Below are 12,539 nucleotides of genomic sequence, written 5' to 3'. Positions count from 1 at the left end.
ATGCTTTGATTCCTGCACAGATCCTTGGGTGTTACCGCAGGAAATAGGCATTTATATGACCGAACTTTATCCGAACAATGTGACTTTCGATGTGGCCATCGTCGGTGGCGGGGTCGTCGGTTGCGCCATGGCCCGGCGCTTCGCCCTCGAAGGCGCACGGGTGGTGCTGCTGGAAAAGGGCAGCGACATTCTCTCCGGCGCCAGCAAGGCCAACAGCGCCATCCTGCACACCGGCTTCGACGCCCCCAGTGGCAGCCTGGAACTGCAGTGCATGCAGGCCGGCTACCAGGAATACCTGGAAATCCACTCGGCCATGAACCTGCCACTGCTCAAGAGTGGCGCGCTGGTAGTGGCCTGGAACGCCGAGGACCAGGCCAGGCTGCCGGGGATCCTCGCCCAGGCCCAGGCCAATGGGGTAGACAACGTTCGCCTGCTGGAACGCAGCGAGATCCTCGCCCTGGAGCCGCACCTGGCCAATCACGCCGTGGGCGCGGTACTGGTGCCCGACGAGCACCTGATCGACCCCTGGTCCGCCCCCCTGGGTTACCTGCAGCAGGCCATGGCCCATGGCGCCCGCGTACAGTTGCAATGCGAGGTGCAGCAAGGCCAGTTCGATGGCGACGCCTGGACCCTGCACACCAACCGGGGCACCCTGCGCAGCGCCCAGGTGATCAACTGCGCCGGGCTGTTCGGCGACACCCTGGAACACAACCTGCTGGGCCACAGCGAATTTCGCATCATGCCGCGCAAGGGCCAGTTCGTGGTCTTCGACAAGGCCGCGGCCACACTGCTGGAGCGCATCGTCCTGCCGGTACCCAACGAGCGCACCAAGGGCATAGTCCTGACCCGCACGGTGTACGGCAACCTGCTGGTGGGCCCCACCGCCGAAGAGCAGGAGGACCGCGTGCATGCAGGGCTCGACGGCCCGACCCTGCAAAGCCTGATCGATGCCGCCGTGGAGCGGATTCCCGCCCTCGCCGGGATGCCGGTCACCGCCACCTACGCCGGGCTGCGCCCCGCCAGCGAAAAGAAGGAGTACCGGATCCAGGCCGACCACGCCCGGCACTGGATCACCGTCGGCGGCATCCGCTCCACCGGGCTCACCGCCGCCCTGGGTATTGCCCGGCATGTCTACGGCCTGTACAGCCAGCGCCGCCAGCACCAGCCGGTGCGCGAACCGGTCTGGCCACAGATGCCCAATCTGGCGGAGCACTTGCCCCGCGACTGGCAGCGCCCCGGCTATGGCGAAATCGTCTGCCATTGCGAACTGGTGACCCGGCGCGAAATAGAAAGCGCCCTGCACAGCCCCCTGCCCCCTGGCGACCTGGGCGGGCTCAAGCGCCGCACCCGCGCCTGCATGGGCCGCTGCCAGGGTTTCTATTGCTCGGCCCAGGTCGCCGAACTCAGCGCCAGCCAACTGGCCGTCCCTCTTGCCACAGGTCGTTGCCATGAACAGCACTGAACTTCTTCAGGCCGAAGCGGCCATTATCGGCAGCGGCCCGGCGGGCCTGGCCGCGGCCATCGAACTGCGGCGCCAGGGTATCGGCCCGGTGATTGTCATCGAACGTGAAAGCGAAGCCGGCGGCATTCCCCGGCACTGTGCCCACCCGCCCTTCGGCATGCGCGAGTACCAGCGCCTTCTCAGCGGCCCGGCCTATGCCCGGCGCAATGTCGAAGCCGCGCTGAAAGCCGGCGTGATCCTGCTGCTGCGACACACGGTGGTCAGCCTGGAACCCGGCGGCCTGTTGCACCTGGCCACTCCAGACGGGCCACGGCAGATCCAGGCACAGAAGGTGCTGATCGCCACCGGCGCCCGGGAAACCCCGCGCTCGGCACGCCTGCTGTCCGGCGACCGCCCGGTGGGGGTGATCAACACCGGGGCCTTGCAGAACTTCCTCTATGTGCAGCACCTCAAGCCTTTCGAGCGGCCCCTGATCATCGGCACCGAACTGGTCAGCCTGTCTGCCGTGCTCAGTTGCCGACGCGCCGGTATCCGTCCGGTGGCGGTGCTGGAAGCCAATAAACGAGCCACCGCCCGCTGGCCGCTGTCGGTGTTCCCAAGGTTGCTGGGCATCCCCATGCACTTTGGCGCCGAGCTGCTGGCGATCAATGGGTGTGGCCGGGTGGAGTCGGCCCGGGTGCGCCTGGCCGACGGCCAGGTTCGCGACATTTCCTGCGACGGCGTGCTGCTCACCGGCCAGTTCACCCCGGAGTCGAGCCTGGTGCGCCTGAGCCACCTGCAACTGGACAATGGCAGCGGGGGGCCGAAGATCGACCAGTACGGCCGCTGTTCGGACCCGGCCTACTTTGCCGCCGGCAACCTGCTGCGGCCAATCGAGACGGCCGGCTGGTCCTACCGCGAAGGGCGGCGCATCGGCAGCCTGATGGCCCTGGCCCTGAGCGGCCAGCTACCCGATGCCAATGACGCCCTGACCCTGAAGTACGCCGCCCCGATCAAGCTCGGCGTGCCGGGCCGCCTGGTGCGCGGCGAACTGGCGGGCCTGGCGCACATCCAGTTGCGGGTCAGCCAGGCGGTCAGTGGCACCCTGCGGGTCCGCGCCCAGGGCCTGGAGCTCTGGAGCCGACCGGTCTCGGCACTGCCGGAACGGCGCGTGCTGATCCCCATCAAGGACCTGCACCTGCCGGAACATTTCGACCAACTGGACATCTGCATCGACCCGGCCGTCCCACAACAAGAGAAATGACCATGCGAATAGCCGCACTTGACCAGGGCACCACCAGCACCCGCGTACTGGTCGTGGACATGCAAGGCCGTGCCGATATCCAACTGGCGCTGCGCCACCAGCAGCATCACCCGCGCCCGGGCTGGGTCGAACACGACCCGCTGGAGCTGCTGGCCAACCTGCAACGCTGCCTGGAAGCCACCGGCCGGGTCGACGCCATCGGCCTGGCCAACCAGGGTGAAAGTTGCCTGGCCTGGGACGCCGTCAGTGGCGCGCCGCTGTCGCCGGTGATCGTCTGGCAGGACAACCGCAGCGCCGCGCGCATCGAAGAACTGCGCGCCAGCGGCGCCGAAGCCCTGACCCTGGAACGGGCCGGGCTGCCCCTGGATGCCTACTTCTCCGCCAGCAAGCTGGCCTGGATCGTCGACAACCTGCCGGCGGCACAGGCCGCCCTGAGTGCCGGCCGCCTGCGCCTGGGCACCACCGATGCCTACTTTCTCGATCGCCTGACCGGGGTCTACGCCACTGACATCACCACCGCCTCGCGCACCTCGCTGATGAATCTCGCCACCGGCCAGTGGGACCCGCAGTTGTGCCAGCTGTTCGGCGTGCCCCTGCAGGCCCTGCCGGAAATCCGCGCCACGGTCGGCGACTTCGGACGCATCGGCCAGACCCCCATCAGCGCCTCGGTGGTCGACCAGCAAGCCTCGCTGTACGGTCACGGCTGCCGGGAGCCGGGGGACGCCAAGATCACCTTCGGCACCGGCGCCTTCGCCCTGACAGTCACAGGCGAACAGATCATTCGCGCCCCGGAGAAAGGCCTGCTGGCCACCGTCGCCTGGCAGGCCGACGGCAAACCGGTGTATGCCATGGACGGTGGCGTGTACGACGCCAGCGCCGCAGTGGAATGGGCCGGGCGCCTGGGCCTGTTCAGCGATTTCTCGGAACTGGCAGCCTTCGATCAGCCACCGGCGATTTCCCGCGAGCTGGCGTTTGTCCCGGCCTTGTCCGGGCTTGCCTGCCCGCACTGGGATCGCAGTGCCGGGGCGGTATGGATCGGCATGAACGCCGCCACCACTCGCCAGGACCTGTGCCAGGCGGTACTGGAAGGCGTGGCCCTGCGCAGCGCGGAAGTGATCACGGCGATGGACGATCACCTCAACGTCACCGACCAGTTGTCGATTGACGGCGGCCTGGCCCGCAGCCCGTATTTCGCCCAGTTCCTGGCCGATATCCTGCAACGCACCATAGTCACCCAGCGCTTCGACGAACTCACCGCCCTGGGCTGCGCCGCCCTCGCCGCCCGCGGCCTGGGGCTGGAGTTGCCAGAGCTGGACAACACCCGCACCGACTACCGGCCGCGTATCGACCGGGCCACGGCAGACGCCTGGCGCTGCACCTTCAGCACCGCGGTCAAGCGCTCCCAGGGCTGGTCCCAGCCGCGCTGAAACCGCCCGCCGGCTATGGATGGCCGGCCCTTTCCTGCCGCACCTCGGGACCCTTGCCCATCCGCCGCGCCTATTGGACACTGACGCGCCTGCCCGCGGCCAAGCGGCGGGCACATCAAACGGTTGCTGGCGACTCAGACACACGGGACCACTGACTGCTGCGCGGGCACACGACCTGCCTGGCTGTGCTCATTAATGGATTAGCCAGGGTCTGTTACCGCTTGGTGACAAGCCCTTAGTCGAGGATTTATGAAAGACGCAACGATTGCGCTGCACCATGGATTCAAGTCGGACCCGACCACCAAGGCCGTGGCCGTGCCCATCTACCAGAACGTCGCCTTCGAGTTCGACAATGCCCAGCACGGCGCTGACCTGTTCAACCTCGATGTGCCCGGCAACATCTACACCCGCATCATGAACCCCACCAACGATGTGCTGGAACAGCGCATGGCCGCCCTGGAAGGCGGGATCGCCGGGCTGGCGGTGGCCGCCGGCAGTGCCGCCATCCACTACGCGATCCAGACCCTGACCCAGGCCGGGGACAATATCGTCTCTACGCCCCAGCTGTACGGCGGCACCTACACCCTGTTCGCCCACCTGCTGCCCAGCTTCGGGGTCGAAGTGCGTTTCGCCCGGGACGACTCGGCCGAGGCCATTGCCGAGCTGATCGACGACAAGACCAAGCTGGTGTACTGCGAGAGCATCGGCAACCCCGCGGGCAACATCGTCGATATCGAGGGCCTGGCCCAGGCCGCCCACGCCCGTAACGTGCCACTGATGGTGGACAACACCGTGGCCACGCCGATCCTGTGCAAGCCGATCCAGTTCGGCGCCGACATCGTGGTGCACTCGGTGACCAAGTACGTCGGCGGCCACGGCAACTCCCTGGGCGGGGTGATCGTCGACAGCGGCAACTTCCCCTGGGCCGACCACCCGCAGAAGTTCGCCAGCCTCAACACCCCGGAGCCGGCCTACCACGGCGTGGTCTACACCGAGAAGTTCGGCCCCGCCGCCTTTATCGCCCGGGCCCGCACCGTGCCGCTGCGCAACACCGGCGCAGCATTGGCGCCGATGAACGCCTTCCTGTTGCTGCAAGGCCTGGAAACCCTGGCCCTGCGCATGGAACGCCACACCGACAACGCCCTCAAGGTGGCGCAGTTCCTCAAGGCCCACCCGCTGGTGGCCTGGGTCAGCTACGCCGGCCTGCCCGACCACCCGCACCATGAACTGGCGCGCAAATACATGCAGGGCAAGCCATCGGCGATCCTCTCCTTCGGCCTCAAGGGCGGCTATGCCGCGGGCGTGCGCTTCTACGATGCGCTGCAGATCTTCAAGCGCCTGGTGAACATCGGCGACGCCAAGTCCCTGGCTTGCCACCCGGCGTCCACCACTCACCGGCAGATGAACGAAGAAGAGCAGGCCAAGGCCGGGGTCAAGCCGGAGATGATCCGTCTCTCGGTGGGCATCGAGGCCATCGAAGACCTGCTCGAAGACCTGGACCAGGCACTGCAACAAGCCTGATCCCCGGCCCTGGCGTTCTGCGCCAGGGCCATTGCCTAGCGCGTTGGCACCCACGCCTCTCCCCTCTCCAGCCCCCAGGACCCTTGATCACCCGCAAAGGAACCCGACATGATTGTGCGTTACGTCAAGATCACCATGACCCTGGCAGTGGCGGCCTTCGCCCTGCTGGTGGCCTACAACAACATCAGCGACTACGGTTCCAACTTCGCCTTTGTCCAGCACGTGCTGAGCATGGACAGCGTCTTCCCTGGCAACAGCGCCACCGACCGCGCCCTGACCTTGCCGCTGCTGTGGAATGCCGGTTACTGGCTGATCATCGCCGGCGAAGCCCTGACCGGCGCGCTGCTGGTGTTTGGCGCCCTGCGCCTGTGGCTGGCCCGGCACGGTGTCGCCAGCGACTTCAACCGCGCCAAGCGCTGGGCCATTGCCGGCTTCTGCCTGGGCTTCTGCGTCTGGTTCTTCGGTTTCATGGTGGTCGGCGGCGAGTGGTTCATGATGTGGCAGTCCAAGGCCTGGAACGGCCAGGACGCGGCGTTCAAGTTCTACATGGCGATCCTGGGCGTACTGATATTCCTCAACCAGCCCGACACCGAGCTGCACTGACCCTGTAGCCGCAGCCGAGCCATGGCGAGGCTGCGCAAAGGCCCGCAGGGCCTTGCGGTCCCTCCGAGCGCCCCTCGTTAGCAGCCTGCGGCAACGGCTACGGGACGCAAAAAAAAACGGCCCGCTGCGGTGACGCAGCGGGCCGTTCTTCATCGCCCCGGGGAATCAGGGCAGGATTTGCGCACTCAGTGGTTGAGCTTGAAATCCTTCTCGGCCGCTTCGAAGCGCTGGACCATGCCGGCGCTCGGCGTGCCCATCTTGCTCACCAGCAGGATCGCCAGGCTGGCGAAGATGAAGCCCGGGATGATTTCGTACAGGCCCAGCAGAGCGAAATGCTTCCACAGGATCACAGTGACGGCACCGACGATGATGCCGGCCAGCGCGCCGTCACGGGTCATGCCTTTCCAGATCACCGAAATCAGTACCACGGGCCCGAAGGCCGCGCCGAACCCGGCCCAGGCATAGCTCACCAGGCCCAGCACGCGGTTTTCCGGGTTGGCGGCCATGGCAATGGCGATCAGCGCCACCACCAGCACCATGGCGCGGCCGACCCACACCAGTTCCAGCTGGGAAGCGTGCTTGCGCAGGAAGGCTTTGTAGAAGTCTTCGGTCAGGGCACTGGAGCACACCAGCAACTGGCAGCTCAGGGTACTCATGACTGCCGCCAGGATGGCCGACAGCAGCACACCCGCGATCCATGGGTTGAACAGCAGCTTGGCCAGTTCGATGAACACCCGCTCAGGGTTTTCGGTCACAGGGCCGGCCACCTCAGGGTGCGCCGAGAAATAGGCGATACCGAAGAAGCCCACCGCCACGGTGCCGCCCAGGCACAGGATCATCCAGGTCATGGAGATGCGACGGGCCTTGGCAATCGACTTCACCGAATCGGCGGCCATGAAGCGCGCCAGGATATGCGGCTGGCCGAAGTAGCCCAGGCCCCAGCCCATCAGCGAGATGACGCCGATGAAGGTGGTGTTCTTGAGCATGTCGAAATTGGTCGGGTCCTTGGCTTCGATGGCCAGGAAGGTGGTGTCCACACCACCGGTCGCCAGCAGCACGATGATCGGCGTCAGGATCAGAGCGAAGATCATCAGCGTGGCCTGGACGGTATCGGTCCAGCTCACTGCCAGGAAACCACCCACGAAGGTGTAGGCAATGGTTGCCGCCGCACCGGCCCACAGCGCTGTCTCGTAGGGCATGCCGAAAGTGCTTTCGAACAGGCGGGCACCGGCGACGATGCCGGAGGCGCAGTAGATGGTGAAGAACACCAGGATCACCACCGCAGAGATGATCCGCAGCAGGCCGCTCTTGTCTTCAAAGCGGCTGGAGAAGTAGTCCGGCAGGGTCAGCGCGTCACCGTTGTGTTCGGTCTGCACCCGCAGGCGGCCGGCCACGAACAGCCAGTTGAGGTAGGCACCGACGATCAGGCCGATGGCGATCCAGCTTTCCGAAAGACCGGACATGTAGATGGCGCCCGGCAGGCCCATCAGCAGCCAGCCACTCATGTCGGAAGCACCGGCGGAAAGCGCGGTGACCACGCTGCCGAGGCTGCGGCCGCCAAGAATGTAGTCGGAAAGGTTGTTGGTGGAGCGATAGGCCATGAAGCCGATCAGCACCATTGCCGCGATGTAGATCACGAAGGTGATCAAGGTTGGATTGCTTGCACTCATTGAGTTACGCCCTGGCTTTGTTTTTATGGTGCGGCGGCCACTGCCACCCGCCGCCAAACGATGACGCTTGGGAGACGATCAGGCGGGCCGCGCATTTATGACTGATGTTTCCCCAGGAAAGCCATCAGCCGATGAACCAGTCCTGCAGGACGGTTGCACCTTGGCCGCGAATCCTATGCAACAAGACGAACAAGGTGCAACCAATTTGCGCCGAATCAGTTGCACCTTGTCCAAAAACTGGTCGTTGACGACGCTTTTGCTCCTTTTTGGAGCAAAAAATGGCGTTTTCAGAAGTAAAGGCACCAGTAGGAGGCAAGCCACTCCGTGCAGGAATTTTATTCCTGACAAGCTGCTTCTTTTTCCAGCTAAAAATGGGTTGCACCCGGTTGCACCTATTGCAGTGCACGGATAATCTTGCCGCCAGCTGATGCCACACGTGCGTGGCAAACATGAGGATAAAAATATGGCTACCACCACCCTCGGGGTCAAACTCGACGACCCTACCCGCGAGCGCCTCAAGGCCGCCGCGGCCTCGATCGATCGTACGCCGCACTGGCTGATCAAGCAGGCGATTTTCAATTACCTGGAAAAACTCGAGGGTGGTGCAACCCTGACCGAGCTGAGCAGTGCCACCGCCAAAGACGGCGAGGATGCCGGCGAGGTACAGACCGATCACGCTCACCAATGCTTCCTGGAGTTCGCCGAAAGCATTCTCCCGCAGTCGGTGCTGCGCGCCTCGATCACCGCCGCCTACCGCCGCCCGGAACCGGAAGTGGTGCCGATGCTGCTGGAGCAGGCGCGCTTGCCGGCCGCCACCGCCGAAGCCGCAAACAAGCTGGCCGCCTCGATCGCCGAGAAGCTGCGCAACCAGAAGAGCGCCGGCGGCCGTGCCGGTATCGTCCAGGGCCTGCTGCAGGAGTTCTCCCTGTCGTCCCAGGAAGGCGTGGCGCTGATGTGCCTGGCCGAAGCCCTGCTGCGCATCCCCGACAAGGGCACCCGTGACGCGCTGATCCGCGACAAGATCAGCACCGGCAACTGGCAGCCGCACCTGGGCAACAGCCCATCGCTGTTCGTCAACGCCGCCACCTGGGGCCTGCTGCTCACCGGCAAGCTGGTGTCGACCCACAACGAGGCCGGCCTGACCTCCTCCCTGAGCCGCATCATCGGCAAGAGCGGCGAGCCGATGATCCGCAAGGGCGTGGACATGGCCATGCGCTTGATGGGCGAACAGTTCGTCACCGGCGAAACCATCGCCGAAGCCCTGGCCAACGCCAGCAAGTTCGAAGCCAAGGGCTTCCGCTATTCCTACGACATGCTCGGCGAAGCCGCACTGACCGAGCACGACGCACAGAAGTACCTCGCGTCCTACGAGCAGGCCATCCACTCCATCGGCAAGGCCTCCCACGGTCGCGGCATCTATGAAGGCCCGGGCATCTCCATCAAGCTCTCGGCCCTGCACCCGCGCTACAGCCGCGCCCAGTACGAGCGCGTGATGGAAGAGCTGTACCCGCGCCTGCTGTCCCTGACCCTGCTGGCCAAGCAGTACGACATCGGCCTGAACATCGACGCCGAGGAAGCCGACCGCCTGGAGCTGTCCCTGGACCTGCTGGAGCGCCTGTGCTTCGAGCCGCAACTGACCGGCTGGAACGGTATCGGCTTCGTGATCCAGGCCTACCAGAAGCGCTGCCCGTACGTGATCGACTATGTCATCGATCTGGCCCGTCGCAGCCGTCACCGCCTGATGATCCGCCTGGTGAAAGGCGCCTACTGGGACAGCGAGATCAAGCGCGCCCAGGTCGAAGGCCTGGAAGGCTATCCGGTCTACACCCGCAAGGTGTACACCGACGTTTCCTACATCGCCTGCGCACGCAAGCTGCTGTCGGTGCCGGAAGTCATCTACCCGCAATTTGCTACCCACAACGCCCACACCCTGTCGGCGATCTACCACATTGCCGGTCAGAACTATTACCCCGGCCAGTACGAGTTCCAGTGCCTGCACGGCATGGGCGAACCGCTGTACGAGCAAGTGGTGGGCAAGGTTGCCGAGGGCAAGCTGAACCGTCCGTGCCGCGTGTACGCACCCGTCGGCACTCACGAAACCCTGCTGGCCTACCTGGTACGCCGGCTGCTGGAAAACGGCGCCAACACCTCGTTCGTCAACCGTATCGCCGACCAGTCGATCTCGATCCAGGAACTGGTGGCCGATCCGGTGACCCAGATCGAACAGATGGCCACCCTGGAAGGCGGCTTCGGCCTGCCGCACCCGCGCATTCCATTGCCGCGTGACCTGTATGGCGCCGAGCGGGCCAACTCCGCCGGCATCGACATGGCCAACGAACACCGCCTGGCGTCGCTGTCCTGCGCACTGCTGGCCACCGCCCACAACAACTGGAAAGCCGCACCGATGCTCGGTTGCGCCGCCAGCAGCGAAACCCCGGCGCCGGTACTCAACCCGTCGGATCATCGCGATGTGGTGGGCCATGTCCAGGAAGCCACGGTGGAAGACGTCGACAACGCCATCCAGTGCGCCCTCAACGCCGCACCGATCTGGCAGGCCACGCCGCCGGCCGAACGCGCTGCAATCCTGGAACGCGCCGCCGACCTGATGGAAGGCGAGATCCAGCCGCTGATGGGCCTGCTGGCCCGCGAAGCCGGCAAGACCTTCGCCAACGCCATCGCCGAAGTGCGTGAAGCCGTGGACTTCCTGCGTTACTACGCGGTGCAGGCCCGCAACGACTTCAGCAACGACGCCCACCGTCCGCTGGGTCCTGTGGTGTGCATCAGCCCATGGAACTTCCCGCTGGCGATCTTCAGTGGCCAGGTCGCCGCAGCCTTGGCTGCCGGCAACCCGGTCCTGGCCAAGCCGGCCGAACAGACTCCGCTGGTAGCCGCCCAGGCCGTACGCCTGCTGCTCGAAGCCGGGATTCCCGAAGGCGTGCTGCAACTGCTGCCGGGCCAGGGCGAAAGCGTCGGTGCCCGCCTGGTGGGTGACGAGCGCGTCAAGGGCGTGATGTTCACCGGCTCCACTGAAGTTGCGCGCCTGCTGCAACGCAACATCGCCGGGCGCCTGGACAACCAGGGCCGGCCGATCCCGCTGATCGCCGAAACCGGCGGCCAGAACGCGATGATCGTCGACTCCTCGGCCCTGACCGAACAGGTGGTCATCGACGTGGTGTCCTCGGCCTTCGACAGTGCCGGCCAGCGTTGCTCGGCCCTGCGCGTGCTGTGCCTGCAGGAAGATTCCGCCGACCGCGTGATCGAAATGCTCAAGGGCGCCATGGCCGAAAACCGCCTGGGCAACCCTGAGCGCCTGTCGGTGGACATCGGCCCGGTGATCGATGCCGAAGCCAAGGCCGGCATCGAGAAGCACATCCAGGCCATGCGCGACAAAGGTCGCAACGTGTACCAGATGGCCATCGCCGACGGCGAAGAATGCAAGCGCGGCACCTTTGTCATGCCGACCCTGATCGAGCTGGAAAGCTTTGACGAGCTGCAGCGCGAGATCTTCGGTCCGGTGCTGCACGTGGTGCGCTACAAGCGCAAGGAAATCGACCAGCTGATCGCCCAGATCAACGCTTCCGGCTACGGCCTGACCCTGGGCGTGCACACCCGGATCGACGAGACCATCGCCAAGGTGGTGGACAACGTCCACGCCGGTAACGTCTACGTCAACCGCAACATCGTCGGTGCCGTGGTCGGCGTGCAACCGTTCGGCGGCGAAGGCCTGTCGGGCACCGGCCCGAAAGCCGGCGGCCCGCTGTACCTGTACCGCCTGCTGTCGACCCGCCCGGTGGATGCCATCGAGCAGTCCTTTGCCCGTGGCGACGCCGAGAACGCCCCGGACCTGCGCCTGCGCGAAGTCCTCAGCAAGCCGTTGAACGCCCTGCAAGCCTGGGCCGAGAGCAGCAAGCTGGCGGAACTGGCGATCCTGTGCAAACAGTTCGCCGGCCAGTCCCAGAGCGGCATCACCCGGCAGTTGACCGGCCCTACCGGCGAGCGCAACAGCTACGCCATCCTGCCCCGCGAGCACGTCCTGTGCCTGGCGGAGGTCGAGGGTGACCTGCTGACCCAACTGGCAGCCGTGCTGGCCGTCGGTGGCTCGGCGGTGTGGCCGGAAAGCGAGATCAGCAAGGCGCTGTTCGCCCGCTTGCCGAAGGAAGTCCAGGCACGCATCCAGCGCGTGGCCGACTGGAGCAAGGACGAAGTGGTATTCGACGCCGTCCTGCACCACGGTGATTCCGACCAGCTGCGCAGCGTCTGCCAGCAGGTGGCCCAGCGTGCCGGTGCCATCGTCGGCGTCCAGGGCCTGTCCCAGGGCGAGACCGCGATTGCCCTGGAGCGCCTGGTGATCGAGCGCGCCTTGAGCGTCAACACCGCAGCGGCCGGCGGCAACGCCAGCCTGATGACCATCGGCTGAAGCCGATAGTCGGCACCATGGAAAAGAGCGCCCTCAGCGGCGCTCTTTTTTTTTGCCCGACGCCATTTCCTGTAGCCGCTGCCGCAGGCTGCGATCGGCCGGAACGGCCGTAGCGATTTCATTGCCGCCGAAGTTCCTGCGGGACTTATCGCAGCCTTCGGCAGCGGCGACAGGGGCTGTGCCTGTTTGGCATCTT

The 12,539-nt window shown here is 65.6% G+C and carries 8 protein-coding genes; 6 read left to right on the top strand and 2 right to left on the bottom strand.

Annotation, left to right across the window (positions count from 1 at the left end):
* Positions 1–55 precede the first annotated feature (55 nt).
* From AC07R1_RS23885 to AC07R1_RS23865, 5 genes are all read left to right on the top strand, one after another.
* On the top strand, positions 56–1,462 hold the full coding sequence (locus AC07R1_RS23885) for an NAD(P)/FAD-dependent oxidoreductase (RefSeq protein ID WP_015633904.1): 1,407 nt from the start codon (positions 56–58) through the stop codon (positions 1,460–1,462).
* Positions 1,449–2,705, top strand: coding sequence for an NAD(P)/FAD-dependent oxidoreductase (locus AC07R1_RS23880; RefSeq protein ID WP_495110990.1), 1,257 nt, complete (start codon positions 1,449–1,451; stop codon positions 2,703–2,705). Before AC07R1_RS23885 ends, AC07R1_RS23880 begins: the two co-directional genes overlap by 14 nt.
* Before the next feature lie 2 nt (positions 2,706–2,707).
* Positions 2,708–4,132, top strand: coding sequence for an FGGY family carbohydrate kinase (locus tag AC07R1_RS23875; RefSeq protein ID WP_350404086.1), 1,425 nt, complete (start codon positions 2,708–2,710; stop codon positions 4,130–4,132).
* 249 nt (positions 4,133–4,381) lie between these two features.
* Positions 4,382–5,653, top strand: a complete 1,272-nt coding sequence (locus AC07R1_RS23870) for an O-acetylhomoserine aminocarboxypropyltransferase/cysteine synthase family protein (protein ID WP_015633901.1) — start codon at positions 4,382–4,384, stop codon at positions 5,651–5,653.
* 108 nt (positions 5,654–5,761) lie between these two features.
* The gene (locus AC07R1_RS23865) at positions 5,762–6,256 is read left to right on the top strand and encodes a DUF2165 family protein (RefSeq protein WP_011058870.1); all 495 of its coding nucleotides are present in this window, start codon (positions 5,762–5,764) and stop codon (positions 6,254–6,256) included.
* Positions 6,257–6,441: 185 nt separating this feature from the next.
* Here the strand turns inward: AC07R1_RS23865 and putP are convergent, their stop codons facing one another.
* Both putP and AC07R1_RS23855 read right to left on the bottom strand, forming a co-directional pair.
* Positions 6,442–7,926, bottom strand: coding sequence for a sodium/proline symporter PutP (putP, locus tag AC07R1_RS23860; RefSeq protein ID WP_011058869.1), 1,485 nt, complete (start codon positions 7,924–7,926; stop codon positions 6,442–6,444).
* Positions 7,927–8,050: 124 nt separating this feature from the next.
* Positions 8,051–8,308, bottom strand: a complete 258-nt coding sequence (locus AC07R1_RS23855) for a hypothetical protein (RefSeq protein WP_134532534.1) — start codon at positions 8,306–8,308, stop codon at positions 8,051–8,053.
* Between the two features lie 81 nt (positions 8,309–8,389).
* Between AC07R1_RS23855 and putA the strand changes: the two genes are divergently transcribed.
* The gene (putA, locus tag AC07R1_RS23850) at positions 8,390–12,343 is read left to right on the top strand and encodes a trifunctional transcriptional regulator/proline dehydrogenase/L-glutamate gamma-semialdehyde dehydrogenase (RefSeq protein ID WP_015633899.1); all 3,954 of its coding nucleotides are present in this window, start codon (positions 8,390–8,392) and stop codon (positions 12,341–12,343) included.
* Positions 12,344–12,539: the final 196 nt, after the last annotated feature.

It is taken from the genome of Pseudomonas sp. GW821-FHT07F01 (assembly GCF_059418825.1).
Note: the sequence above shows the minus strand (reverse complement) of the source record. Positions and strands in the feature narration are given on the sequence as shown.

Coding starts and splice junctions, on each gene's coding strand:
- AC07R1_RS23885 (WP_015633904.1), top strand. CDS start 56: ATGACCGAACTTTATCCGAACAATGTGACTTTCGATGTGGCCATCGTC.
- AC07R1_RS23880 (WP_495110990.1), top strand. CDS start 1,449: ATGAACAGCACTGAACTTCTTCAGGCCGAAGCGGCCATTATCGGCAGC.
- AC07R1_RS23875 (WP_350404086.1), top strand. CDS start 2,708: ATGCGAATAGCCGCACTTGACCAGGGCACCACCAGCACCCGCGTACTG.
- AC07R1_RS23870 (WP_015633901.1), top strand. CDS start 4,382: ATGAAAGACGCAACGATTGCGCTGCACCATGGATTCAAGTCGGACCCG.
- AC07R1_RS23865 (WP_011058870.1), top strand. CDS start 5,762: ATGATTGTGCGTTACGTCAAGATCACCATGACCCTGGCAGTGGCGGCC.
- putP (WP_011058869.1), bottom strand. CDS start 7,926: ATGAGTGCAAGCAATCCAACCTTGATCACCTTCGTGATCTACATCGCG.
- putA (WP_015633899.1), top strand. CDS start 8,390: ATGGCTACCACCACCCTCGGGGTCAAACTCGACGACCCTACCCGCGAG.